Here is a 25,351-nt window from a genome sequence, read left to right on the forward strand (position 1 = left end):
ATGACGGTGACACTTCCTGAGCAGCGGGCGGCGGTGGAGACCTCTCCGCCGCCCGCTGTGCGCCCCGCCCGGCGGCGCTCTCCCCGCACCTGGTACCGCGGCGGCGGGCTCGCGAACCTGCTGTTCCTGCTGCCGATGCTGTTCGTGTTCGTGTTCTTCTCCTGGTCGCCGATCGTGCAGTCGGTGCTGATGAGCCTGCAGAAGACGAATCTGATCGTGTCGGAGTGGGTCGGCCTCGACAACTACGCCGCGGTGATCGGCGATCCCGAGCTCGGGCGGGCGGTGCTGAACACCCTGTGGTTCGCGGTGCTCGCTCTGCTGTTCGGCTTCCCGCTGCCGCTGCTCATGGCCGTGCTGATGAGCGAGGTGCGTCGCGGCAAGGGCGTCTACTCCGCGCTCGCGTACCTGCCGGTCGTCATCCCGCCCGTCGTCGCGGTGCTGCTGTGGAAGTTCTTCTACAGCGCCGACCCGTCCGGCGTCTTCAACACCGTGCTCGGCTGGGTCGGCATCCCGCCGCAGCCGTGGATCCAGGATGCGGTGCAGGCCATGCCTTCGCTCGTCCTCGAGGCCACCTGGGCCGGCGCCGGAGGATCGATCATCATCTACCTCGCGGCACTCCTCGGGGTCCCGCCTGAGCTGTACGACGCGGCCGAGGTCGATGGAGCGGGGATCTGGAAGAAGATCTGGCACGTCACGCTGCCGCAGTTGCGCGGCATCCTCTTCATCATGCTGATCCTGCAGGTAATCGCGACCGCGCAGGTGTTCCTCGAACCGTTCCTGTTCACGGGCGGCGGGCCGGCGGGGGCCACGAAGACCGTGCTGCTGTACATCTACGACAAGGCGTTCCGCAACAGTCTCGGCGGCGATTACGGCGAGGCCACCGCCGTGTCGGTGCTGCTCGCGATCGTGTTGGCGCTGCTGTCGTGGCTGTACTTCCGCCTCACGAACCGATGGAGCACGACATGACGCTGATCAGCCGGGTCTCGACCCGCGCCGCGGAACGGGCCGCCGAGCGGGCCGCCGACAGCACGGGCGACCGCACGGTCGTCTCGGCATCGGAGCGGCGGCGCCCCGGCATCCGATTCGGGATGTCGCTCACACACGTGTTCCTGACGGTGGCGCTCGTGGTCGCAGGTCTCGGGCCGATCCTGTGGCTGGCGAAGTCCGCCGTCACCCCGACCCAGGACACGCTGCAGCAGCCGTTTGCTCTGTGGCCGAACGGCATCGACTGGGCGAACCTGTCGACGGCGTGGAACGACATCCACATCGACCAGTACTTCCTGAACACGGTGATCATCGCCGTGGGTGCGTGGTTCGTGCAGCTGCTCGTCGCGACCACCGCGGGGTATGCGCTGTCGGTGCTGCGCCCGGCCTATGCGCCGATCCTGAACGCGCTCGTGCTCGCGACGCTGTTCATCCCGGGGATCGTGCTGCTGGTGCCGCTGTATCTCACGATCGTGAACCCGACGCTGCTGGGCGAGGTGAGCCTGCTCAACACCTACCTCGCGGTGTGGCTGCCGATGGGCGCGAACGCCTTCAACATCCTGCTCGTCAAGAGGTTCTTCGACGGCCTGCCGCGGGAGGTCTTCGAAGCGGCGCGCACGGACGGCGCCGGTCCCTTCCGCCTCTTCTGGTCGATCGTGCTGCCGATGTCGAAGCCGATCCTCGGGGTGGTGTCGGTCTTCGCGATCATCGCGGCCTGGAAGGACTACCTCTGGCCCATGCTCGTGCTGCCGGATCCTGCCGTGCAGCCGCTCTCGGTCAGGCTGCCGGCCGTGCAGTCCCAGACCGAGCTCGACGTGTTCCTCGCGGCGCTCGCGATCGCGACGCTCATCCCGATCGCGATGTTCCTGCTGTTCCAGTCGGTCTTCCTGCGGTCGGCCGGACTCGGAGGCGCCGTGAAGGGGTGACCGTCAGGGACGCGTGTCCGAAGCGCTCGCCGGAGCGAGCGCGTCGAGCAGCGCCTCGATGATGCCGGGCATGTCGACCGTCGGGTCGACCATCCACTGCAGCTGCAGGCCGTCGGACACCGCCTGGACGACGCGCGCGAGCGTGTCGGGATCGAGAGCCGCCCGTGCGGCGCCCCCGTGGTCGAACGTCTCCGCGATGCTCGCGCGGAGACGTTCGCTGCGTTCCAGGAAGTAGTCGTGCGCCGGGTGATCGGGGTCGGCCGCGTCGACCGCGAGGCGGGAGAACAACTCGACGACGCCCGGCACCTCGGCGTTGTGCCGGATCACGTCGAGGAAGGCCGCTCTCGCGGAGATCGGATCGAGCATGCGGGCATCGCTCTCGTCGTGAGCGTCGCGGGTGCGGAGGACGGCGGTGAACAGCTCCTCCTTCGAGCCGAAGTAGTGCAGCAGGGCTGCGGGGGTGACGCCCACGCGCTCGGCGATCTGCTTCAAGGAGGCGTTCTGGTACCCGTCCCGCCCGATGACCTCGAGCGCGCTCTCGAGGATCTCCTGTCTGCGGGCGACGCCCTTCGCGTACGAACCTCGTCGTGCCATGCCTCGACCCTAATCCTGAACACTGTTTGAATTCCAATACTGACTGACGTATGGTTTTCGCAGGACACCGCCGTCACTGCGAAAGGACCCCCATGACCGACATCTCGGCATCCGATCTCACCCTCGACGAGAAGGCCGCGCTCACGAGCGGCGCCGACTTCTGGACCACGAAGGCGGTCGATCGCATCGGACTGCCGTCGATCATGATGACCGACGGGCCGCACGGTCTGCGCAAGCAGGCGGGCGGCACCGACCACCTCGGACTCGCCAGCAGCGTGCCCGCCACATGCTTCCCGCCCGCCGTCGGGATCGGATCGTCCTTCGACCCCGAACTCATCGAGCGGGTCGGCGCGGCGATCGGCGTCGAGGCGGCGATCGAGGACGTCGCGGTCGTGCTCGGACCGGGCATCAACATCAAGCGCTCGCCGCTGTGCGGGCGCAACTTCGAGTACTACTCCGAAGACCCGATCGTCTCGGGGGTGCTCGGCGCCGCCTCCGTGCGCGGCGTGCAGTCGCAGGGCGTCGGCACCTCGCTCAAGCACTTCGCGGCGAACAACCAGGAGTTCGACCGGATGCGCGCGAGCTCGGACGTCGACCCTCGGCCGCTGCATGAGATCTACCTCCGCGGGTTCGAACATGTCGTGACGGAGGCCCGTCCCTGGACCGTGATGTGCTCGTACAACCGGATCAACGGCGTGTACGCCTCGGAGGACCCGTGGCTGCTGACGCAGGTGCTCCGCGACGAGTGGGGCTTCGACGGGCTCGTGGTCTCCGACTGGGGTGCCGTGAACGACCGCGTCGCCGGTGTCGCCGCCGGGCTCGACCTCGAGATGCCCTCATCGGGTGGACGGACGGATGTGCAGCTCGTCGCCGCCGTGCGCGCGGGTGCGCTCGACGAGAGCGTGCTCGACACGGCGTCCTCGCGCGTGATCGACCTCGTCCGCAAGGCCGGAGACCGCCCGGCGGTCGTCGGGCCCCTCGACGTGGACGCCCACCACGCCCTCGCCCGCGAGGCCGCCGGTCGATCGATCGTGCTGCTGAAGAACGACGGAGCGATCCTGCCGTTGACGCCCGCGCAGCGCGTCGCCGTGATCGGCGCCTTCGCGATCGAACCGCGATTCCAGGGAGCCGGCTCCTCGCTCATCAATCCGACCAGGATCGACGTCGCGCTCGACGAGATCACCGCTGCGGGTGGCGACAGCGTGACATACGCGCCCGGCTTCGCGGTCGACGGCGGCGCCATCGCGGCATCCGGTCGCTCCGCCGAGGAACTGCGGGCAGAGGCCGTCGAGGCCGCTGCCGCCGCGGACGTCGCCGTGGTGTTCCTGGGGCTTCCCGCCGCAGAGGAGTCCGAGGGCTTCGACCGCGATCACATCGACCTCCCCGCCGTGCAGCTCGCGCTCCTCGACGCCGTCGTCGCGGCGAACCCGAACACCGTCGTCGTGCTGTCGAACGGCGGGGTCGTGGCACTGCCGTTCGCCGACCGGGTGCCCGCGATCGTCGAATCGTGGCTGCTGGGACAGGCGGGGGGCGGTGCGATCGCCGACGTGCTGTACGGCGCCGTGAACCCCTCGGGCAAGCTCACCGAGACCGTGCCCGTGCGCCTCGAGGACAACCCGTCGTACGGCAACTTCCCCGGCGAGTTCGGGCACGTGCGCTACGGCGAAGGCATCCTCGTGGGGTATCGCTGGTACGACGCCAAGGGCCTCGACGTGACGTTCCCGTTCGGACACGGGTTGTCGTACACGAGCTTCTCGTACGGTGAGGCGTCGGCTGCCGTGCGCGGCGACGGTGGCATCGCGGTGTCCGTGGACGTGACGAACACCGGTGACCGCGACGGCCGCGAGATCGTGCAGGTCTATGCGGCGCCGGTGCGCTCGGCCGTGCAGCGCGCGCCGCGCGAGCTCAAGGCGTTCTCGTCGGTCGCGCTCGCTGCGGGGGAGACCCGCACGGTCGAGCTCGTCATCCGCCGAGAAGACCTCGCCTACTGGGACGTGCGCGTCGACCGCTGGATCGTCGAGGGTGGCGAGTATGCGATCGACGCGGCCGCATCGAGCCGTGACATCCGCTCCACCGTCACGGTCGCGATCGAGGGCGACGCGGTCGCGCTGCTGCTCACGATGGAGTCATCGATCGGCGACGTCGTCGCGCATCCGGTCGCGGGTCCGATCGTCATGCAGGCTCTCGGCGGGCTGCTCGGAAGTCTCGGCGCGGCGGATTCGTCGGCGGCGTCGATGATGCCGAACGACGAGGCGATGCAGAAGATGATGGCGTCGTTCCCGATCGGAAGGCTGATCGGGTTCCCGGGGGTCGACGTCACGTACGAGCAGGTCGAGCAGCTGCTCGCCGGAGCGAACGCGGGGGTGCTGCCGCAGGGCTGATCGGCTCAGCGCTCAGCGCTCAGCGCGGGTCGTAGCGCACCGGTGCGTGCGTCGTCGCGACGAGAGCGCGAAGGTCCTCGAGCGCGACAGGAGTGGCGCCGAGCGCGCGCGCCTGCACGAGCACGTTGCCGAGCGCGGTCGCCTCGACCGGACCTGCCAGCACCGGAAGGCCCGTGCGATCCGCGGTGGCCTGGCACAGAAGGCGATTGAGTGAGCCTCCGCCTACCAGGTGGATGCTGTCGATCGGGCGACCGGTCAGCTCCGAGGCCGTGCGCACCGCCGCGGCGAACGCCGCTGCGATCGACTCCACGATCGACCGCGCGAAGGCGGGACGCGACGTCGGGGCGGTGTCGCCCAGGAGAGCGGCGATCCGCCTCGGCATGTCGCCCGGCGCGCTGAGCGACGCGTCGTTCGCATCGAACAGCGGCACCTCGACATCGACGGCAGCGGACTCGGCCAGCAGCTCGGGGAGGGAGATCGCCGCGCCGTCCTCTGCCTCCCACGCCCGCACCGTTTCGCTCAGCAGCCACAGACCCGTGACGTTGTGGAGAAAGCGGAAGCGTCCGTCGACACCGAGCTCGTGCGTGAAGTTGGCTTCGCGTGCGGCGTCCGTCAGCACCGGCTCGGTCAGCTCGACGCCGACCAGGCCCCAGGTCCCGCACGAGATGTACGCCGACGTCGGTGCCGACAGCGGCACCGCGACCACCGCCGAGGCCGTGTCGTGCGAGCCCACGGCGACCACGGGGATCTCCGCGCCGACGCGCGCTGCGAGCTCCGGGCGCAGCATGCCGATCACGGTGCCGGGATCGACGAGCGCCGGCAGCACGGCCGTCGGGATGTCGAGGCGTTCCGCAAGATCGGCATCCCACGCCCCCGACGCGACCCCGAGGAGCCCGGTGGTCGAGGCGTTCGTCCGTTCGGCGACCATGACTCCGGTGAGGAGACAGGCGATGAGGTCGGGGATCAACAGAGCGGTGTCCGCCTCCGCGAGACCGGGGTCCACGCGGTACTGGTAGAGGGTGTTGAACGGAAGGAACTGCAGGCCGGTGCGGCGGTACAGCTCGGCGAACGGAACGATCCCGTGCACCTCGTCGACGCCTCGCCCGGTGCGGGTATCGCGGTAGTGGAAGGGATCGGCGAGCAGGATGCCGTCGCGCACGAGCCCGTAGTCGACCGCCCATGAGTCGATGCCGATGCTCTCGATCCCGGGCTCGCGGCGCACGGCCTCGGCGAGGCCGTCGACGACGTGCTCGTACAGCGCGTCGAAGTCCCAGTGCAGACCGTCCTCGCGCTCGACAGGCCCGTTCGGAAACCGCGAGACGAGCTCGAGGTCGAGCCGGCCCTCGCCGACGCGGCCGATCATGACCCGGCCGCTCGTCGCGCCGAGATCGACGGCCGCGACCGCCCGCAGCGTCACGCGGCGGCCCCGGCGCGTTTCGTCTCGTCGCTGCGCTCCTCGCTCAACGACCGGCTCCGGTCGTTGAGCGAGCGCAGCGAGACGAAACGCATGGCGCCCACTCATCGCAGGAACGCGGCCGCGACGCCGGAGTCGACCGGGATGTGCAGGCCCGTGGTGCGGCTGAGTTCAGGGCCGGTGAGCACGAACACCGCGTCCGCGACGTTCTCGGGCACGACCTCGCGCTTGAGGATCGTGCGGTTCGCGTAGAACTGGCCGAGGTCCTCCTCGGCCACGCCGTAGGTCGCGGCGCGGTTGGCGCCCCAGCCCGAGGCGAAGATGCCGGAGCCGCGCACGACGCCGTCGGGGTTGATGCCGTTGACCCGGATGCCGTACTCGCCGAGTTCGACTGCGAGCAGGCGCACCTGGTGCGCCTGGTCGGCTTTCGTGGCGGAGTAGGCGATGTTGTTCGGCCCCGCGAACACGGAGTTCTTCGACGAGATGTAGATGATGTCGCCGCCGAGCTTCTGGTCGATCAGCACGCGCGCGGCGGCCTTCGAGACGAGGAACGAGCCCTTCGCCATGACGTCGTGCTGCAGATCCCAGTCCTTCTCGGTGGTCTCCAGCAGCGGCTTCGACAGCGAGAGGCCGGCGTTGTTGACGACGAGGTCGACGCCCCCGAACGCGAGCATCGCCTCGCTCAGCGCGGCCTGCACGGCCTCCGCATCCGCGACGTTCGCCGCGACGCCGATCGCGACGTCCGTCGAGCCGAGCTCGGCCGCGGCGGCCTGCGCCTTCTCGAGGTCGAGGTCGGCGACGACGACGCACGCGCCCTCTGCGGCGAGGCGCGTGGCGATGGCCTTGCCGATGCCGCTGGCGGCGCCCGTGACGAACGCGATGCGCCCCTGGTGGGTCTTGGGCTTCGGCATCCGCTGGAGCTTCGCCTCTTCGAGCGCCCAGTACTCGATGCGGAACTTCTCGGCGTCGGAGATGGGGGAGTACGTCGAGAGCGCCTCGGCTCCGCGCATGACGTTGATCGCGTTGACATAGAACTCGCCCGCCACGCGGGCGGTCTGCTTGTTCGCGCCGTACGAGAACATGCCGACGCCCGGTACGAGCACGATGAGCGGGTCGGCGCCGCGGATCGCGGGAGACTCGGGCGTCGCGTGCGCGTCGTAGTACGCCTGGTAGTCGGCGCGATACTCCTCGTGGAGCTCGTGCAGGCGGGCGATCTGCTCCTCGATCGATGACGTGGCCGGCAGGTCGAGGATGAGCGGCTTGACCTTGGTGCGCAGGAAATGATCGGGGCAGCTCGTGCCGAGGGCCGCGAGCTCGGGGGCGCGCTCGGAGGCGAGGAAGTCGAGCACGACCTCGGAGTCGGTGAAGTGACCGACCATCGGCCGATCCTGCGAGGCGATGCCGCGGATCGTACCGGCCAGGGCGGCGGCGCGTTCGCGACGCTCGGCATCCGGCAAGGCGTCGAAGCCCGGACGCACGCCGCCGAACGGCTCTGCCTTGCCGTTCGCCGCGATGTACTCCGCTGCAGTGTCGATGATCCACAGGGAGTTCGCCTCCGCTTCCTCGGAGGTGTCGCCCCAGGCGGTGATGCCATGGCCGCCGAGGATCGTGCCGACGGCCCGCGGGTTCTGCGCCTTGATGGCGGCGATGTCGAGTCCGAGCTGGAAGCCGGGGCGGCGCCACGGCACCCACGCGACCCTGTCGCCGAAGATCGCCGCGGTGAGAGCTTCGCCGTCGGCGGCGGTCGCGATCGCGATGCCGGAGTCGGGGTGGAGGTGGTCGACGTGCGCGGCGTCCACGAGTCCGTGCATCGCCGTGTCGATCGACGGTGCGGCGCCGCCCTTTCCGTGCAGGCAGTAGTCGAACGCCGCGACCATCTCGTCCTCGCGGTCGAGACCGGGGTAGACGTCGACGAGCGCGCGCATGCGGTCGAGGCGCAGTAAGGCGAGACCCTGCTCGGTCAGGGTGCCCAGGTCGCCGCCCGACCCCTTCACCCACAGCAGTTCGACCGGCTGACCCGTGACGGGGTCGATCTCGGTGCCCTTCGCGGAGGTGTTTCCTCCCGCGTAGTTCGTGTTCTTCGGGTCGGCGCCCAGGCGGTTCGACCGCGCGATGAGGTCGGCGGCGGTGGGGTTCGTCATGAGGTCTCCAGGCCTGGGTAAGCCGGCCGGGTGAGGGGCCGCGCGGGGTCGTCGGTGGGCAGGGCGGCGAGCTGGTCCTCGAGACGGAACACCGGGGTCAGGAACCGGGGCCCTGCGCCCGATCCGTCGTCTTCGAAGAAGGGGGCCATGTCGGACTGCCAGCGAGTGTTGACCTCCGTCTCCTCCATGGCGGCGAGGGCACCCGCGGCATCCTCGGCTTCGAAGTATCCGATGAGGAGGCCGTCGGGATCGAGGAAGAGCGAGTAGTTGCGCCAGCCGGATCGTTCGAGCGCACGCAGCATGTCCGGCCAGACCGCGGCGTGACGCTCGCGATACTCGGCCATGCGCTCCGAGCGGATCCGCAGGCGGAAGCAGATGCGGTCCATCAGACCTCCCGGAAGTCGATGCCGAGCAGGGAGGCGGCGGCGCGGTAGTCCTCGACCCTCGACCCGATCGAGAGCGACCAGTGATGCCCGATACCGGTTGCCGACCAGGCGTCGACCCACTCTCCCGGGTCCCTTCCGAAGTCGACGCGGCTCGTCGTGTTGCCGATCTCGAGCAGCGGACCGGGAACGACCGTGCCGGTGGAGGCCACGAACGACAGCGATCCGTCGCGGTCCTGCCCGAGTCCGAGGAGCGTCACCGGGCCCGACTGAACGTCGAACTCGACCGACACGCCCCAGCCGCGCTTGCCGTGGTACACGCCCAATCCGCGCAGCAGCGGGTCGCGGCTCGACACCGCGAGGTGCGCCGGACCGTCGTGTCCCATCTCGACGACCCCGTCGTCGAAGTTCAGCGCCTGGATCTCGCAGAACGAGCCCCCGGCTCCGACGACCTGGGTCGCGAGCTGCGCGACGGTCGTGCGGAGTTCGTACTCTCCCGTCGTCGGGATTCCGCGAGCCGTGAGCAGCGAGGCGCCGAGGATCATGCCCGCGCCCAGGCGTTCATGCAGCTCTCCGCCCCACCCGCGGTGGTAATAGGCGAGGGAGTCGAGCTCGAAGTCGTCCACCAGTCGATCGAGACCGATCGACACGCGAGCTCCCCAGGCGAAGTCCTCGTCCTTGACCGACTCGTCGAGCGTGAAGATCTCCTTCGCCAGCTCCATCCGCTCGCGTACCTGGGCGTCGGTCACCTCGTCGACCCGCACACGCAGGTCGTCGAACTCCAGTACCTCGACGTGCGAGCCGAAGGTCGTCGGGAGCAGCGTCAGGTCTGTCGACACATCGAGCATGCCTGGATAGAGGTGTCCCATCAGGCCGTGCCGCGCGTGCCGCAGTGCGGCGCGGATGTGCGCCGCGTTGATCCATCGCTCGATCCTGGCCCAGGCCGACTCCTGCCGGAGCCATCCCGAGACGGAGCGGAATTCGATCCCCGCGCGCCGGAAGACGTTGCCGACCTCCGGCACGGGGCACTGACCGCAGTAGGCCAGCCAGGCCCCCGTGTCGAAGGCCGCGTGATCCATCTTCTCTGTCGGCTGCAGGTCGATGACCAGCACCGGGGATCCCGCGCGCTGGGCGATCGGGAGCACCATCGACGAGGTCAGGTACGTGGTTAGGAAGAGGACGATGAGGTCGCAGTCCGCGGTGCGCAGCGTCTCGCCTGCGGCGGCGCCCTCCTGTGCATCCGAGATGAATCCGACGTCCACGACATCCGCGTCCATCGCCTGGAACCTCTCGGACACGTACCGCGACGATTCCTGCAGCTGCGGCAGGAGTCCCGGGAACTGCGGCCAGTACGTGCCCAGGCCACCGGCTACGAGGCCGATGCGCGGCCTGCGGCGCTGCTTCGCGGGCAGGAGGTCGACGAGGGTCGACGACGGAGACTGCGACATGGTTCTTCTTTCATTCGTGCTCGGCGACGGAGCGCCGGAGGGAGCGCGGACGGGGACTGCTGCGGCCCCGGAACGGAGCCGCAGCAGCCGACGACTAGAAGTCGTAGTCGTCGATGTTCTCGGCGTTGAAGACCGTCGGCGGGCCGACGATCACGACGCCGTCGGCTCCGACCTCGCGCTCGCCGAGGTCACCGGCCTCGAACGTGTCGCCCTCGGCGCCGGTGATGTCGCCGTCGGCCAGCGCCTTGCCGGCGAAGGCGGCGACGTATCCCAGCTGTGCGGGATCCCACAGCGCGAACTCCGTGACGGTGCCGTCCTTCACGAACGGCCGCATCTCGTTCGGGAGACCGAGGCCGGTCAGCGCGACCTTGCCCTTGTACTCCGACGTCGACAGGTAGCGGGCCGTCGCGGCGATGCCGACGGTGGTCGGCGAGATGATGCCCTTGAGGTTCGGGTGCGCCTGCAGCAGTCCCTGAGCCTCCTGGAACGACTTGGTGTCGTCGTCGTCGCCGTACACCTTCGCGACGAGAGTGATGTCGGCGTAGTCGGGGTTCGAGTCGAGCTCCTCCTCGATGTACTTGATCCACTCGTTCTGGTTGGTCGCGTTCGCGGTGGCCGAGAGGATCGCGATCTCGCCCGAGCCGCCGATCTGCTCGGCCATGAGCTCGACCTGGATCAGTGCGACGTCCTTCGCGACCACCTGGCTGATGAAGAGATCGCGGCAGTCCGGGTTCGTGTCGGAGTCGAAAGCGACGATCTTCGCGCCACCCGATCGTGCCTCCTCCAGTGACGGGCACACGGCGTCCGGGTCGTTGGCGGCGATCACGATGACGTTCGTGCCCGCTTGCGTCTCGGCGTTGATGAACGACACCTGGCTCGATGCGCTGGCGTCGAGCGGACCGACGACCTGGCTCTCCGCGAAGCCGGCAGCCTTCGCGCCGTCCTCACCGCCGCCGAGCACGACGTCGGTGTACGGATTGTTCAACTGCTTCGGGATGAACGTGATGGTCTGTTCACCGTCGGCTCCGGAGCCTCCGTCCGCGCCGCCGGAGGCGCCGGCGGCGCATCCGGTCGCGATGAGGGCGATGCCGGTGAGAGCTGCGATGCCCGAGAGACGACGTCGTCCTGAGCGGGTGCGGATCCACTGCATGTTTCTTCCTTTCCTGGGGCGCCCGCTACGAGGCGCGCACATGCCCCGAGCCGGCGGCGCGGGGAAGTTCTCGGCGCACGCGCCGATCGTGACGCCAAGCGCTGAGTGCTTCGCCGATGCTCGGCGCGATCACGGAGGCGATCAGCAGGGAGCCGGTGACGATGATGAGCACGACCTCGGAGACCCGGCCGAGACGCAGCGCGTAGTTGACGACGCCGATGAGCAGCACTCCGGCGACGACCCCGGGGATGGTCCCGCGACCGCCGAAGATCGACACTCCGCCGAGGAGGACTGCGGCGATGACCGCGAGCTCGAGTCCGCTGGCGTTGTCGGAGCGCGCGCTGGAGTAGCGCAGGGTCCAATAGATGCCCGCGAGGGCCGAGACCGACCCGGTGCCGACGAACAGCCAGAACTTGGCCTGCGCGACCTTGATCCCCACGAAGCGGGCCGCCTCCTTGCTGAAGCCGATCGCGGGCAGTGCGCGTCCGAACGCCGTGAGGTGGAGGAGCACGCCGAAGAACGCGACGACGAGGACGACCCCGATCATGACGGTCGGGATACCCGTGGCGCCGAGCTTGGAGGTGAAGAACGCGGTGAGTTCTGCGGGGAAGTCCGCGACCGCGTTGTCGCCGATCACCACGAGAGCGAGACCGCGGAACAGCGCCAGTGTGCCGATCGTGACGGCGAGCGAGGGGAGGCCGGCGAAGGCGACGAGCGCGCCGTTCACCGCTCCCGCGATCGCTCCGACGACGAGGCCGATCACGAGCACCAGCCCGATGTCGAGACCCGCCTGCCAGAGGACGCCGATCACGGCGCTCGTGAGACCGGCGGTGCTCGCGACGGAGAGGTCGATCTCGCCGGTGAGGATCACGAGCGTCATGGGCATCGCGATGAGGAGCACCGGGATGACGTCGAGCAGGAGGAACCCGGTGGTCACCGGGGAGGCGAAGCGAGGCACCGTGATCATCGCCCCGGCGACCACGACCAGGAGTGCGTAGATCATGATCGCAGGGCGCCCCAGGAGCAGGCGCTTCCATCCGGTGCGCCCGTGGGGCTCGGTCTCGAGGACCCCCGCGGCGATCACGGCGGTGGTGGTGGACTCAGACATCTCGGGCCTCGCTCAGTCGGAGCTTGCGTGCGGTGCGGACGGCGGCGATGCGATCGACGAGGATCGCCGCGAGGATGAGGATGCCGACGACGGCCTGCTGCCAGAACTTGTCGACGCGCAGGGCCGTCAGAGCGCTCGTGATGGTGGTCAGGAGCACGGCCCCGATCGCGGCGCCGGCGACGGATCCGCTGCCCCCGAAGATCGCCACACCGCCGACGACCGCGGCGGCGACGACGTCGAGCTCCATGCCGGTGCCCGTCGTGGCGCCGACGGAGTTGAATCGGGCCGCGTAGAGGACCCCGGCGAGCCCGGCGAGGAGCCCGTTGACCACGAATGCCGTCATCACCCGACGGGAGACCGGGATGCCGAACACTCGCGCGGCCTCCGGGTCGGAGCCGATCGCGTAGAGATCGCGGCCGGAACGAGCGCCCGAGAGATAGATCCCGACGCCGACCACGACGAGGAGGGCGAGCAGCGTGATGATCGGGAATCCGAGCACGGTGTCGACGGCGAGCGCACCGAAGGCGTCGGGCCGGTCGCCCGCGAAGTACTGCGTGCCTCCGGCCCAGGCGTTGTTGATCCCGCGGTACACGTAGAGCGTGCCGAGGGTGATCACCAGTGCCGGCACTCCCGCGACGGTCACGAGGAAACCGTTGATCGCCCCGAGCAGCGCGCCGAGGGCGAGGCCCGCGAGGAACACGAGCGGGATGGGGATGCCGTCCACGTGTGCGAACAGCGTGCCGGTCAGGAACGCGACGAGTCCGAGGATGGAGCCGACCGAGAGGTCGACGTTGCGGGTGAAGATCACCATCGCCTGCCCGACCGCGAGGATGATCATGATGGTGGCGTTCAGCAGCAGGTCTTTGACGCCCTGCGGGCTCAGGAACAGCGGATTGGCCGCGTAGGTCACGACGACGAGCACGACGAGGGCCGCGGCGACCGGGGTCTCTCGGCGGCGCAGTGCGGCGGCGATCGGCGATCGGCGCGTCGACCGCACCCGGTCAGGTGCGAGGGCGGTGGTCATTCGGCCATCTCCATACTGTCGGCGGTCGCAGCGTGCATGACGCGCTCCGGGGTGGCGTCGGCACGAGAGATCTGCGCCGTGATCCGGCCTTCGCGCATGACGACGACGCGATCGGCCATGCCGAGCACTTCGGGCAGTTCCGACGAGATCATCAGGATCCCGATGCCGCGTCCCGCGAGGTCGGAGATCAACCGGTGCACCTCGGCCTTGGTGCCGACGTCGATGCCGCGCGTCGGCTCGTCGACGATCAGCAGCCGGGGCTCGGTCGCCAGCCATTTGGCGAGCACGACCTTCTGCTGGTTCCCGCCCGACAGCGTCGAGACGGCGAACTCCGGCGATCCGGTCTTCACCTGCAGCCTCGTCGACCATTCCTCCACCGCTCGGCGTTCGGCACGATGGTCGATGATCCCGGCTCGGCTGAGTGCGTGCCGAAGCGTGAGAGTGAGATTCCGTTCGACGGAGAGCTCCATCACGAGTCCCTGCTTGCGGCGGTCCTCGGGGACGAATCCGATCCCGGCGTCGATCGCGGCTTGGGGATCGCCGGCCCGCAGGCGCTTCCCGTCCACCTCCACCGCGCCGGAGTCGTAGGGGTCGATGCCGAAGACGGCGCGCGCGACCTCGGTGCGCCCCGCGCCGACGAGTCCGGCGAGGCCGACGATCTCGCCGGACCGCACCTGAAGGTCGATGTCCTGGAAGACACCCGTGCGGGAGAGGCCGGTCACATCGAGCACGATGGATCCGATCTCCGCCTCCTGCTTGGGGAAGAGCTGGTCGATGTCGCGTCCGACCATCTCGCGTACGATCTCGGCGACGGTGGCCTCGGCCGTGGCATGGGTGCGGATGTACCTGCCGTCTCGCATCACGGTGATGCGGTCGGTGAGAGCGAAGATCTCGTCGAAGCGATGGGAGATGAAGAGGATGCCGGCGCCGTTGTCGCGCAGGGCCCGGGCGACTCCGAAGAGACGCTCCACCTCGACGCCGGACAGCGCGGCGGTCGGCTCGTCCATGATGAGCACGCGTGCGTCGATGGAGATGGCCTTCGCGATCTCGATGAGCTGCTGGTCGGCGATGGAGAGTCCTTCCGCCGGCCTGTCCGGATCGATCGATACGCCGAGCCGGTCGAAGAGACGTTCGGCCTCCGCGCGCATGGCCGATCTGCTGATCAGGCCCAGCCGACCCCGTGGCTGTCGCCCGATGAAGATGTTCTCGGCGACGCTCAGATCGGGGAACAGCGTGGGCTCCTGGTAGATCACCGAGATACCCGCCGCCTTGCTGTCGGCGACGGTGCGGAACGAGACGGCGGCTCCCTCGACGAGGAACTCCCCGGCGTCGGGGTGGTGGAGGCCTGCGAGGATCTTCACGAGCGTCGACTTGCCGGCGCCGTTCTCGCCGACGAGTGCGTGGATCTCTCCCGGGAGCAGCTCGATCGTGCCGTCGGCGAGGGCCACCACGGGGCCGAAGGTCTTCGCCGCACCGCGGAGCGAGAGGAGCGCCTCCGGCGCGGTCGTGGATGCGGCGGTCATGCGCCCCACCCCGCCTGCACGCCGCCGACGCGTTCGGTGGCGATCTTCTGCTGGTAGCCCGAGGCGGCGTAGGCGGCCATCGGGTCTGCGGCGAGGCCGCGGCTCTCGCGCCACTCGGCGAGGGCGGGGCGTACGTCGGTGTAGAAGGCATCCATGAAGACCGCGTTGGCGGCGAGCACGTCACCGGATCTCTGCGCGGCGGTGAGCGTGTCGCGGTCGACGAGCAGGGCCCGTGCCGTCATCTCCTGCACGTTGAGCACCGAGCGGATCTGGCCGGGGATCTTGTCCTCGATGTTGTGGCACTGGTCGAGCATGAACGCCACGTCGGGGTTGTCGAGTCCGCCGCCGCGGACGACCTCGAAGAGGATGCGGAACAACTGGAATGGGTCCGCGGCGCCCACGATGAGGTCGTCGTCGGCATAGAAACGGGAGTTGAAATCGAAGGAGCCGAGCTTGCCGAGGCGCAGCAGCTGCATGACGATGAACTCGATGTTCGTGCCGGGCGCGTGGTGACCGGTGTCGAGACAGACCATCGCCTTGTCGCCGAGAGCGCTCACCTGCGCGTAGGACGTGCCCCAGTCGGGGACGTCAGTGTGGTAGAACGCCGGCTCGAAGAACTTGTATTCGAGCACGAGTCGCTGGTCGTCGCCGAGTCGTGCGTAGATCTCCTGCAGCGACTCGTGCAGGCGATCCTGCCGACCGCGCATGTCCGACTGGCCGGGGTAGTTGGAGCCCTCGGCGAGCCAGATCTTCAGGTCGCGGCTGCCGGTCTCGTCCATGACGTCGATGCAGGCGAGGTGGTGGTCGATTGCCTTGCGGCGAATCGCGGCGTCCTCATGGGTCAGCGCGCCGAACTTGTAGTCGTCATCCTGGAAGGTGTTGGAGTTCACGGTGCCGAGCTCGACGCCGTGCTCTTCCGCGTACGCGCGGAGATCCGCGAACGAGTCCACGAGATCCCAGGGGATGTGCAGGGCGACCTTGGGGGCCAGGGCCGTGTAGCGGTGGACCTGCGCAGCATCCGCGATCTTCTCCCACGGGTCGCGCGGCGTGCCGGGAGTGCCGAACACCTTGAACCGGGTGCCTGAGTTGCCGAACGCCCAGCTCGGGAGTTCGATGCCCTGCGCCTCGAGAATGGCGAGGTTCGCGGAGGAGAGGATGCTCATGATGACTGCCTTGTCGTCGTGGTGCTCGCGTAATGAATCGATTCAATACGCGCTAGAGACGAAAGTAGGCCATCAGTTGACCGCTGTCAAGCGATCGTGGCACTCTGGGGTAAACCGATGATGAGTCGTTTCATCCGGGGATCTGGAGAAGTCATGACGGTCAGCATCCGCGAGGTGGCAGAGCGGGCTGGTGTGTCGGTCGGCACGGTCTCGAATGTCCTGAATCGTCCGGAGAAGGTCTCCGTCGACACGGTCGAACGCGTGCAGGCGGCGATCGACCGACTCGGTTTCGTCCGCAATGACGCTGCGCGGCAACTGCGTGCGGGGCGCAGCCGTACGATCGGCCTCGTGGTGCTCGACATCCGCAACCCGTTCTTCGCCGAGATCGCACGTGGCGCCGAGGAACGCGCGGACGAGCACGGGCTCGCGGTCCTCGTGGCGAACAGCGACGAGAAGGCCGAGCGCGAGGCGCGCCATCTCGACCTCTTCGAGGAGCAGCGGGTCGCCGGTGTACTGGTGACGCCCGTCGGAGACGCGGTGCCGCGGCTCGCCCGTATGCAGGACAGAGGTACACCGATCGTCCTGGTCGACCGGGAGTCTCAGGACGAGCGGTTCGCATCCGTCGCCGTCGACGACATCGAAGGCGGTCGCGTGGCCATGCAGCACCTGCTCGACATCGGCCGTCGTCGTGTCGCTTTCGTCGGAGGACCGGTCACGCTGCGCCAGGTCTCCGACCGGCTGCGAGGAGCCCAGTCCGTGGCGGGTGCCGCCGGACTCGGTCTCGAGTTCATCGCGACGGCTGCGCTCACCGTCGACGAGGGACGCCGCGCGGGGCGGCAGATTCTCGAGCGGACTCCCGAACGGCGGCCGGACGCGGTGTTCGCGGCCAACGATCTGCTCGCGCTCGGACTCCTGCAGAGCCTCGTGATGACGGGAGATGCGCGTGTACCGGACGACATCGCGCTGATCGGGTATGACGACATCGACTTCGCAGCGGCCGCGGTCACCCCGTTGAGCTCTGTCCGTCAGCCGGCTGCCCTGATCGGGTCGACTGCCGTGGACCTCTTGCTCGCCGGAGCTCGCGACGCCGGTGAGGTTTCACGACGGCCCCTCTTCCGCCCGGAGCTCGTCGCCCGGGCGTCGACCGGCGGGACCGCACCCCTCCGGTAGCCGGCGAGTGGCTACCGGAGGGGGCTTCTCAGCGCTCGATGTGGTCGAGGTGCAGCATGCGCGCGAGGTTCTTGTCGAGCTCGTCGTCGCGGAAGATCTTCTTCCAGTCGTCCTTGATGATGCTCTCGCGGCCGTACTCCATGGCGATCAGGCACGCGTCGGAGAACGGGTTGTCGCCGCGCAGACCGTTCGCGAGGGCCACCTGGGTGTGTCCGTAGAGGATGCTGCGGGCAGCGGCCTCGGGCACGCCCATCGTGTTCACGGTCTCCTGCAGGGCCTCGTTGAGGAGGTCGCCGATCATGCAGGCGACGGTCTCGACGAGGGTCGGCTCGAGCTGCGCGAGCTGCTTGATCGTGACCCAGTGCACGTCGATCACCGGGGCGTAGATCGCGCGGACCGTGGCCTCGACGATCGCCTTCTTGGCGTCGTCGTCGCTCTCGATCGCGGCGATCGCGTCCTGCGGTGCGGCGATGCCGCCGAACGTGTCGGCCCACTGCTCGGGCGTCTCGCGCTGCAGGAAGAGCGACGGGTGGCAGGGGTGGGCGACGGCCTGGATCACGTCGTCGCGCGTCGTGAGCAGACCGGCGTACGCCGCGGCCGGGTCGAGGGTGAGCAGGATCGCGCCGCTGCGGAGCTGCGGCACGAGCTCGGCCGAGACGGGGCCCAGCGCGAGGTCGGGCACCGCCAGGACGACGATGTCGGCGTCGGCGACGGCGGTGGTCGCATCGGTCAGCTCGCGACCGGCGTCGGTCGTGCGCTGCTGGCCGGCGGGGGAGTTCTCGACGTACCAGACGGTGTGGTCGGTCTTCACCAGGTTGTTGGACACGCGCATGCCCATCTTGCCGCCGGCGCCGATGACGGCGATCTTGTAGGTCGCGGTGCTGGTCGTCGTGTCGCTCATGATGTGCTCCTCAGGTATTCGAGTGTGGTGCGGGTCCAGTCCCGCTCCTGTCGGATGGTGGTCTCGGGGTCGCCCTGCCAGGGCAGCCAGTGCTCGACGATCTCGTTGATGCCCCGCTCACGGGGACGCACGGCGGCGAGCAGCTGCGGGTAGTCGTGGAGTCCGGTGCCCATGGCGGCGCCGGAGTACGTGAAGCCGACCCAGCCGTCCTGACGCGCGAATGCGAAGTCCTTGACGTGCACGTTCGCGACGTGCGGAGCGCTCAGCAGCACGCAGGCCGTGGGCTGCTCGAGGCGCGCGACGACGTTGGCGGGGTCGAGGCAGATGCCGAGGTGCCGGCTGCCGACGCGCTCGACGAGGCCGGCGAGCTCGACCGTCGCGAGCTGCTCGTAGGTCTCGAGCGCGAGGGTGACGCCGGTGTTCTCGAAGGCGCGGATGCTACTGCGCAGCCAGGTCTCGGCTTCTGCGAGGGTCGGCCGCGAGTCGGCGCTGTAGACCATGCTGCGCACGAGACGGGCGTCGAAGGCGTCCGCGAGGGCCAGGAACCGGCTGAGGTGCTCGGGCTGGATCCCCTTCGTGCCGAGCTCGATCGTGAGACCGAGGTCGCGGGCGGCACGAGCGGCGTCGCGCAGCTCGGGCTCGCTCATGGTTTCGAGCGGAGCGTAGTCGCAGATCTGGAAGAGCTCGACGCCCTGGGCGGCGGTGTCCTCGAAGGCGCCGATGAGGCTGAGCGGCTCGGGGGCGCGTTCGGAGTGCTGCCAGAAGTAGGCGTATGTGCCGAGGCCGATCATGTGGTGACCATTCGTCGGGTGGCGAGGGTGGTGGCTTCGTCGAGGACGGTGACGAGGGCGTCGGGGTCGTGGGCGAAGCGGCCGAGGAAGACGCCGTCGACGGTGTCGCCGAGAGCGGTGAGGAGTCCGGGGCCGGCGGCGCCGCCGTAGATGATGGCGGAGCCGGTGCGGGCGGGGTCGGTGTCGATCGCGTCGCGGAGGGCGGCGGTGACGGTGCGGATGTGGTCGTGGCCGGCGGGTTCGGGGGCGCCGATGGCCCAGACGGGTTCGTAGGCGACGATCACCGCTCCCGCGGGGGCGCCGTCGAGCGCGGAGCGCAGTTGGGCGACGGCGACGGGGGCGGCATCGGCGGGGTCCTGGTGGTCGGTCTCGCCGATGCAGAGGAGGGGGGTGAGGCCGGCGGTGAGGGCGGCGCGGGTCTTCGCGGCGGTCTCGTGCGCGGACTCGCCGAACAGGCGGCGGCGTTCGGCGTGGCCGATCTCGGCGATGGTCGCGCCGATCTCGGCGAGCTCGGTCGCGGTGACCTCGCCGGTGAACGCGCCCGCCGGCTCGCCCGACACGTCTTGTCCGCCGATGCGGACGGGGGTGCCGGCGAACGCGGCCAGGGCGGGCAGGATCTGCAGGTAGGTCGGGGTGATGAACAGCGAGACCGTGCCGGTGGTGATGGCGTCGTGGGCGCGTACGCGCGCCGCGACCTCGTCGAACCAGGCGGTGGCGCGTTCGTGTCCGAAGTAGGTCTTCAGGCTCACCCCGACCGTGACCTGGCTCATCAGCAGGAGCCCGTGGTCTCGTACTCGGCGATCACGGCGACCTTCTCCGCCGACGCGCTCGTGGTGTCGAACCGGTAGCCGAGCCACTCGCGCACGAGGCGGCGGGCGAGTTCGATGCCCACGACCCGCTGTCCCATGGTGAGGACCTGGGCGTTGTTCGACAGCACGGCCCGCTCGACCGAGAACGAGTCGTGCGCGGTCACCGCACGCACCCCGGGCACCTTGTTCGCGGCGATCGCGACACCCAGACCGGTCCCGCAGATCAACAGAGCCCGGTCGGCCTCGCCCGCAGCGACGAGCTCGGCCGCGGCGATCGCGACCCGCGGGTACGCGGTGTGCCCATCGGCATCCACCCCCACATCCACGACCGAGACCACACCCGGGTTGTTCTCGAGATCCTTCTTCAGGATCTCCTTGTAATCGAAACCGGCGTCATCGCAGCCGATCACCAGACGCAACTGGTCACTCATGGTGGTGTCCTCTCAGTTCGATGCATCGGCGAGCAGTTCGCCGAGGGCGGTGACGATCAGCGCGAACGAGATCGCCCCGGGGTCGGGGGTTCCGACGGCGTGCTCGCCGTGGGTGCGGGCGCGGCCCATCTTGGGCAGCAGGTCGGCGGATGCGGCAGCCGCACGGGTCGCGGCGTCGGCGGCGGTGGTCCAGGCGGCGACGAGTGTCGCGTCGCCGTCCACCGCACCGGTCAGCGTCGTCGTGAAGGGGACGAGAGCGTCGACCATGGTCTTGTCGCCGACCTCGGCTTTGCCGTACGACTGCACGCCCCGCACACCGGCGTCGACGCCGGCGGCGATCGCCGCGGCATCCGGTCGTCCGGCGTCGCCGAGGCGGGCGGCGACCGCGTGGAGGATGACACCCCAGAGCGCCCCTGAGGTGCCACCGGCCTTGTCGGCCCAGGCGTCGGCCGCCCGGGCGAGGGTCGTCTGTGCACCGGCGCCGGCATCGGCCGCGTGGATGCCGGCGGCGAGGGCCGCGTGGGATCCGCGTTGCATGCCGATGCCGTGGTCGCCGTCTCCGGCGATGGCGTCGATGCGGCCGAGCTCGTCGACATGCTCGTCGATCGTGTCCACGAGCACCTGCAGCGCCCGACGAACGGCCTGCGCGACGGCCTGGGACTCCTCGTCACCGGGCGCGATCTCCTCGTCGGCCTCGGCCGACACCTCTGCGATATCGGCGTGGGCGGTGGGGGTGACGGATCCGCGGCGGTAGGCGGGGGCGTCGACCGGGGTGTCCCACAGGCGCTCGAGTTCGTCGTTCAGCCAGAACAGGGTGAGGGAGGTGCCGGCCATGTCGAAGCTCGTGCAGTACTCGCCCACGTGCGGATCGACGAGCACCAGCCCCGCGGCCTCGAGCAGCTCGGCGATGCGCCGGTAGACGACGAACATCTCCTCGTACTTCAACGCCCCCAGCCCGTTCAGGATCGGCACCACCCGGGCACCCTCGACCTCGACCCCGTCGGGGATCTCGGTGAGCAGGCGCTGAACGAGCAGCTCGGCGAGGCCGTCGGCGGTCGGGATGTCGGTCTCGTCGATCCCCGGCTCGCCGTGGATGCCCAACCCGACCGCCATGCGCCCGGCCGGGACCGTGAACAACGGAGCCGCAGCGCCCGGGAGGGTGCACCCGGTGAACGCGACCCCGAACGACCGGGTCCGCTCGTTCGCGAGAGCCGCGACCCGGGTCACACCGTCCAGGTCGTACCCGGCCTCCGCCGCGGCGGCCGCGGTGCGGAACACCGTCAGGTCTCCCGCGATCCCGCGCCGCTTGTGCGCCTCCGCGACCGGGGCGCTGGCGATGTCGTCGGTGACCGCGACCGTCTGCGTGGGGATGCCCTCCGCACGCAGACGGTCCTGCGCGGCATCGAAGTTCAACACGTCACCGGCGTAGTTGCCGTAGGAGAGGAACACCCCCGCGCCCCGGTCGACGCTCTTCGCGATCGCGTACACCTGCTGGGTCGAGGGCGACGCGAACAGGTTGCCCATCGCGGCACCGTGTGCGAGACCCTGACCCACCAGGCCACCGAACGCGGGATAGTGGCCCGAACCGCCGCCCACGACGACCGCGACCTGACCCGCGGGCACGACCGTGCTGCGCACGACACCCCCGGGCACCCGCCGCACCGACCGGGCGTTCGCCGCGACGAACCCCTCGATCATCTCGTCGGCGAAATCCGCCGGCTCGTTCCACAGACGCGTCATGAGTTCACGGCCTCCTCGGTCGGGGTGGTCGACGCTGCAGGGGTCGTGGCGCCGCGACGGGCGAGCACGACCATGAGCACGGCCGACAGGAGCATGAACCCGCCGACGATGATCATCGGCACCTGGTAGCCGCCGGTCCAGTCGTGCACGGCGCCGGTGATGTACGGGGCGCTGAAGCCGGCCAGGTTGCCGATCGTGTTGATCAGTGCGACGCCGGCTGCAGCGGCGATGCCCGTCAGGAACTGCGTGGGCAGGGTCCAGAAGTTGGGCAGAGCGGCGAAGATCGCGCACGCCGTGATCGTGATGACGGCGATCGTGGCGGCCGGCGACCCCGCGTACAGCGCGAGAGGGATCGAGACGGCGCCTGCAATGGCGGGGACGGCGATGTGCCAGGTCTTGAGGCCGCGCTTTCCGGCATCCCTCGACCAGAAGTACATGACGATGGCGGCGGGCAGGTACGGGATGGCCGTGATGAGGCCCTTCTGCAGCACGTCGAAGGTCACGCCGCTCTGTCCCTGGAAGCCCTCGATGATCGTTGGGAGGAAGAAGCCGAGGGCGTAGAGGCCGTAGATGAAGCCGAAGTAGATGAACGACAGCACCCAGACACGACCGCTGCGGAAAGCGAACCGCACGGAGACGTGCTTCTCGCCGCCCGCCGTCGTCTTGCGCTCGGCCTCGAGGGCGTTCGTGAGCCAGGCCTGCTCCTCGAGCGTGAGCCACTTGGCGTCGGACGGCTTGTCCTTGAGGTAGAACCAGGCGATGATGCCGACGACGATCGCGGGGATCGCGACGCCCATGAACATGAAGCGCCAGCCTTCGAGGCCGAAGAACGTGCCGTGCTGCTGGATCAGCGCGCCGGCGAGCGGAGCGCCGATGACGGTGGTGAGCGGCTGCGCCAGGTAGAAGAGCATGAGGATGCGGCCGCGGTACTGCGAGGGCACCCAGAGGCTCAGGAAGAGGATCGCGCCGGGGAAGAATCCGGCCTCGGCGACGCCGAGGAAGAAGCGCAGGGCGACGAGCTGCTCGAAGTTCTGCACCCAGGTGAAGAGCAGCGCGACGATGCCCCAGGTGACCATGATGCGTGCGAGCCAGCGGCGGGCCCCGAACTTGTGCAGGGCGAGGTTCGACGGCACCTCGAGCAGGATGTAGCCGATGAAGAACACGCCGGAGGCGAAGCCGAACTGCGCGGCGCTCAGGGCGAGGTCGTCGTTCATGCCGTTCGGGGACGCGAAGCCGATGGCGGTGCGGTCCAGGTAGTTGATGAAGAACATCAGGGCCACGAACGGCACGAGCCGTATCGCGACCTTGCGGATCGCCGACTTGGCGACGGGTGATTCTTCGGTGAGCACGGTGTCCACGGTGACTCCTCAATCGACGGTGATTCGTGCGCTCGGGAAAGGCGCAAGGTATATATTGCCCAACCGGTTGACCAATTTCAAGTCCCATTCCGATTTCTTGCCGGTAAGTTGTGAAGCATGCCCGCCTTTCCTGGTGAACCGGTCGACGAGATCGCCGCCGCACTCACGACGATCCCCTCGGGATCCCCTGTGTCGGAGGTGGCGCGCCGTCTGCTCGACCTGTTCACGGGGGGCTCCATCCCGCCGGGAACGCGTCTGCCACCCGAACGGCAGCTCTCCGCCACTCTGGGCGTCGGACGCTCGGCCGTGCGCGAAGCGCTCGCGGCGCTCGAGATCCTCGGCATCGTCGATGTGCGCCCGGGGTCGGGCACATACCTGCGCGGGGCGGCGAGCGAGCTGCTGCCGCAGACCCTGCGCTGGGGGCTGCTGATCGGGGAGCGCAACACCGCGCAGCTCCTCGAGCTCCGGGAGGGGCTGGAGATCTTCGTCGCCCGCCTCGCCGCCTCGCGCGCCGACGGCGCGACGATCGCACGGCTCGAACGCTGCGCCGAGCGGATGCGCGACAGCATCGGCGATCTGCCCGCGTTCGCCAAGGCCGACCTCGAGTTCCACCAGGTGCTCGCCGAGGCCGCCGGCAACGAGACCTTGACCGACCACGTCCACGTGGTCCGATCGTTGCTGCAGGTGTACGCCGACCGTGCCGTGCACGACCGGGGCCACGCAGAACATGCCGTCGCCGAGCATGAGGCGGTGCTGGAGGCGGTGCGCCGGGGCGATCAGGATGCCGCGGCATCCGCCATGGCCGTGCACATGTCGACCGCGACCGCCCGTCTGCTCGACGCCTGATGCCCGTGCCGGGGGAGGATCTGGCCCCGGTTCGTGACATGCCCCATGATCCGTTACGATGGCTAGGTGCATCCGGTCATCACGGCCAGATGCCTGGAGACGTCGCATAGTCCGGCCTAGTGCACCACCCTGCTAAGGTGGAGACCTCTTTAAGGGGTCCAGGGGTTCAAATCCCCTCGTCTCCGCAGATGACATCCCTCGCTTCGGCGGGGGATTTCTGCGTTTCCGGGCCGCGGCTCGCCGGGTCGGCGGCGCTGGTGCCGAAAACAGCGATCCCCCTCACGGTTCGGGCCGTGAGGGGGATGCGAGGTCTCGCTGATGTTCGGGGGCGAGCGGATGCGATCCTGACGCGGGATCCCCATCCCGTGTCGCCGGTCCCCAGAACGGCCGGACGCATTCGCTCCGTCGTTGGAGACGTTTCACTCTTGCACGCGTACGCGGGGGAGAGCGGAGACTTTGTGCTCGATCACCAACGCCGGGTCCGTCGATCGCTGAGACTTGTGTCTACTTCCACTAACCAAAGGTCTACATGCCGTGTCGACTTTCATCGAAGCTCAGACTCCAGGCCGTGTTCCGAGCTGAGACGATCGTGGTGGGCAGCAGCCCGGTGGTACGTCGAGGCGGAGCTCTTCGCACGAGGAGGGTGAGCGGCGCAAGCCCGTCCTCGAATGTCCGACGCGATGCGACGCTGATCGCATGAAGCTCGTTTCGTATGCAGGTCAGCAGCTGGTCACCACGGACGATGTCGCCGACACCCTCGTGGTGCTGGCAGCGGCGATCGCCAACGAGGGGGAGTCGGAGGCGCTCCAGATCCCCATCGTCGTCGACGGGCGGGCCGACACGGCCGAGCTCGTGGTCGGGCTCGGCAACGATGTGCTGGTCGGCCCGAGCGCCTCGGAGGATGCGGATCCCGACTTCAGCGAGCAGGCGGCGAAGATGCGCTCGCACCCGCGGTTCCCGCGTGACGGAGCGTCGGAGGTCACCCCCTCGACGATCGACTGGGGCGTCGACGCGATCGACGACATCGAGTTCGACATCCGTTCCTGACCCGGCTGACACCGCCCGT

Annotated in this window: 22 protein-coding genes and 1 tRNA gene; 7 read left to right on the forward strand and 16 right to left on the reverse strand. The window is 69.1% G+C overall.

Features of this window, described 5'->3' with window-relative positions:
* A complete protein-coding gene (locus ACIPYT_RS07460; protein ID WP_401072156.1) occupies positions 1-966 on the forward strand; it encodes a carbohydrate ABC transporter permease in 966 nt (321 codons plus the stop codon).
* The gene (locus ACIPYT_RS07465) at positions 963-1,910 is read left to right on the forward strand and encodes a carbohydrate ABC transporter permease (protein WP_401072158.1); all 948 of its coding nucleotides are present in this window, start codon (positions 963-965) and stop codon (positions 1,908-1,910) included. Before ACIPYT_RS07460 ends, ACIPYT_RS07465 begins: the two co-directional genes overlap by 4 nt.
* Before the next feature lie 3 nt (positions 1,911-1,913).
* Here ACIPYT_RS07465 and ACIPYT_RS07470 read toward each other — a convergent pair whose 3' ends face one another.
* Positions 1,914-2,504 carry a TetR/AcrR family transcriptional regulator gene (locus tag ACIPYT_RS07470; protein WP_401072160.1) on the reverse strand — a complete coding sequence of 197 codons (591 nt, stop codon included), beginning with the start codon at positions 2,502-2,504 and terminating at the stop codon, positions 1,914-1,916.
* A gap of 92 nt (positions 2,505-2,596) precedes the next feature.
* Between ACIPYT_RS07470 and ACIPYT_RS07475 the strand changes: the two genes are divergently transcribed.
* Positions 2,597-4,885, forward strand: a complete 2,289-nt coding sequence (locus ACIPYT_RS07475; RefSeq protein ID WP_401072162.1) for a glycoside hydrolase family 3 C-terminal domain-containing protein — start codon at positions 2,597-2,599, stop codon at positions 4,883-4,885.
* Between the two features lie 19 nt (positions 4,886-4,904).
* Here ACIPYT_RS07475 and ACIPYT_RS07480 read toward each other — a convergent pair whose 3' ends face one another.
* From ACIPYT_RS07480 to rhaI, 9 genes are all read right to left on the reverse strand, one after another.
* Positions 4,905-6,302: a rhamnulokinase family protein gene (locus ACIPYT_RS07480; RefSeq protein ID WP_401072164.1), complete on the reverse strand. Its 1,398-nt coding sequence runs from the start codon at positions 6,300-6,302 to the stop codon at positions 4,905-4,907.
* A 101-nt stretch (positions 6,303-6,403) separates the two neighbouring features.
* Positions 6,404-8,440, reverse strand: a complete 2,037-nt coding sequence (locus ACIPYT_RS07485) for a bifunctional aldolase/short-chain dehydrogenase (protein WP_401072166.1) — start codon at positions 8,438-8,440, stop codon at positions 6,404-6,406.
* On the reverse strand, positions 8,437-8,826 hold the full coding sequence (locus ACIPYT_RS07490; protein WP_401072168.1) for an L-rhamnose mutarotase: 390 nt from the start codon (positions 8,824-8,826) through the stop codon (positions 8,437-8,439). Before ACIPYT_RS07490 ends, ACIPYT_RS07485 begins: the two co-directional genes overlap by 4 nt.
* Positions 8,826-10,271 carry an arabinose isomerase gene (locus ACIPYT_RS07495; protein WP_401072170.1) on the reverse strand — a complete coding sequence of 482 codons (1,446 nt, stop codon included), beginning with the start codon at positions 10,269-10,271 and terminating at the stop codon, positions 8,826-8,828. The genes ACIPYT_RS07490 and ACIPYT_RS07495 overlap by 1 nt, the downstream gene beginning before the upstream one ends.
* 94 nt (positions 10,272-10,365) lie before the next feature.
* The gene (gene rhaS / locus ACIPYT_RS07500) at positions 10,366-11,421 is read right to left on the reverse strand and encodes a rhamnose ABC transporter substrate-binding protein (RefSeq protein WP_401072172.1); all 1,056 of its coding nucleotides are present in this window, start codon (positions 11,419-11,421) and stop codon (positions 10,366-10,368) included.
* Positions 11,422-11,446: 25 nt separating this feature from the next.
* Positions 11,447-12,529, reverse strand: coding sequence for an ABC transporter permease (locus ACIPYT_RS07505; protein ID WP_401072174.1), 1,083 nt, complete (start codon positions 12,527-12,529; stop codon positions 11,447-11,449).
* Positions 12,522-13,553, reverse strand: coding sequence for an ABC transporter permease (locus tag ACIPYT_RS07510; RefSeq protein ID WP_401072176.1), 1,032 nt, complete (start codon positions 13,551-13,553; stop codon positions 12,522-12,524). Before ACIPYT_RS07510 ends, ACIPYT_RS07505 begins: the two co-directional genes overlap by 8 nt.
* Positions 13,550-15,076 (reverse strand): sugar ABC transporter ATP-binding protein, encoded by a 1,527-nt coding sequence (locus ACIPYT_RS07515; protein ID WP_401072178.1) that lies wholly within the window; start codon positions 15,074-15,076, stop codon positions 13,550-13,552. Before ACIPYT_RS07515 ends, ACIPYT_RS07510 begins: the two co-directional genes overlap by 4 nt.
* A complete protein-coding gene (gene rhaI, locus ACIPYT_RS07520; protein ID WP_401072180.1) occupies positions 15,073-16,239 on the reverse strand; it encodes an L-rhamnose isomerase in 1,167 nt (388 codons plus the stop codon). Before rhaI ends, ACIPYT_RS07515 begins: the two co-directional genes overlap by 4 nt.
* Positions 16,240-16,392: 153 nt before the next feature.
* Here rhaI and ACIPYT_RS07525 point away from each other — a divergent pair, with 153 nt between their 5' ends.
* Complete coding sequence (locus ACIPYT_RS07525) at positions 16,393-17,409, forward strand: LacI family DNA-binding transcriptional regulator (RefSeq protein ID WP_401072182.1); 1,017 nt, start codon at positions 16,393-16,395, stop codon at positions 17,407-17,409.
* Between the two features lie 28 nt (positions 17,410-17,437).
* Here ACIPYT_RS07525 and ACIPYT_RS07530 read toward each other — a convergent pair whose 3' ends face one another.
* The 6 genes from ACIPYT_RS07530 to ACIPYT_RS07555 are packed head-to-tail and all read right to left on the reverse strand — an operon-like array spanning position 17,438 to position 23,352.
* Positions 17,438-18,310, reverse strand: coding sequence for a phosphogluconate dehydrogenase C-terminal domain-containing protein (locus ACIPYT_RS07530; RefSeq protein WP_401072184.1), 873 nt, complete (start codon positions 18,308-18,310; stop codon positions 17,438-17,440).
* Entirely contained in the window at positions 18,307-19,101 is a 795-nt protein-coding gene (locus tag ACIPYT_RS07535; protein ID WP_401072186.1) for a sugar phosphate isomerase/epimerase family protein, read from the reverse strand. Before ACIPYT_RS07535 ends, ACIPYT_RS07530 begins: the two co-directional genes overlap by 4 nt.
* Positions 19,098-19,871: a triose-phosphate isomerase family protein gene (locus ACIPYT_RS07540; RefSeq protein ID WP_401072188.1), complete on the reverse strand. Its 774-nt coding sequence runs from the start codon at positions 19,869-19,871 to the stop codon at positions 19,098-19,100. The genes ACIPYT_RS07535 and ACIPYT_RS07540 overlap by 4 nt, the downstream gene beginning before the upstream one ends.
* Positions 19,871-20,341: a ribose-5-phosphate isomerase gene (locus ACIPYT_RS07545; RefSeq protein ID WP_401072190.1), complete on the reverse strand. Its 471-nt coding sequence runs from the start codon at positions 20,339-20,341 to the stop codon at positions 19,871-19,873. The genes ACIPYT_RS07540 and ACIPYT_RS07545 overlap by 1 nt, the downstream gene beginning before the upstream one ends.
* Positions 20,342-20,353: 12 nt before the next feature.
* Positions 20,354-22,081 carry a dihydroxyacetone kinase family protein gene (locus ACIPYT_RS07550; protein WP_401072192.1) on the reverse strand — a complete coding sequence of 576 codons (1,728 nt, stop codon included), beginning with the start codon at positions 22,079-22,081 and terminating at the stop codon, positions 20,354-20,356.
* Positions 22,078-23,352, reverse strand: a complete 1,275-nt coding sequence (locus tag ACIPYT_RS07555; RefSeq protein ID WP_401074765.1) for an MFS transporter — start codon at positions 23,350-23,352, stop codon at positions 22,078-22,080. Before ACIPYT_RS07555 ends, ACIPYT_RS07550 begins: the two co-directional genes overlap by 4 nt.
* 204 nt (positions 23,353-23,556) lie before the next feature.
* Between ACIPYT_RS07555 and ACIPYT_RS07560 the strand changes: the two genes are divergently transcribed.
* The 3 genes from ACIPYT_RS07560 to ACIPYT_RS07570 all read left to right on the forward strand — a co-directional run bounded on the left by ACIPYT_RS07560 (position 23,557) and on the right by ACIPYT_RS07570 (position 25,332).
* Entirely contained in the window at positions 23,557-24,285 is a 729-nt protein-coding gene (locus ACIPYT_RS07560) for a FadR/GntR family transcriptional regulator (protein WP_401072194.1), read from the forward strand.
* Between the two features lie 95 nt (positions 24,286-24,380).
* Positions 24,381-24,470: transfer RNA gene (locus ACIPYT_RS07565), tRNA-Ser, on the forward strand.
* A gap of 511 nt (positions 24,471-24,981) precedes the next feature.
* Positions 24,982-25,332 (forward strand): hypothetical protein, encoded by a 351-nt coding sequence (locus ACIPYT_RS07570; RefSeq protein ID WP_401072196.1) that lies wholly within the window; start codon positions 24,982-24,984, stop codon positions 25,330-25,332.
* Positions 25,333-25,351: the final 19 nt, after the last annotated feature.

The sequence above is a fragment of the Microbacterium sp. NPDC089695 genome, from assembly GCF_044749085.1.
Classification (GTDB): domain Bacteria; phylum Actinomycetota; class Actinomycetes; order Actinomycetales; family Microbacteriaceae; genus Microbacterium.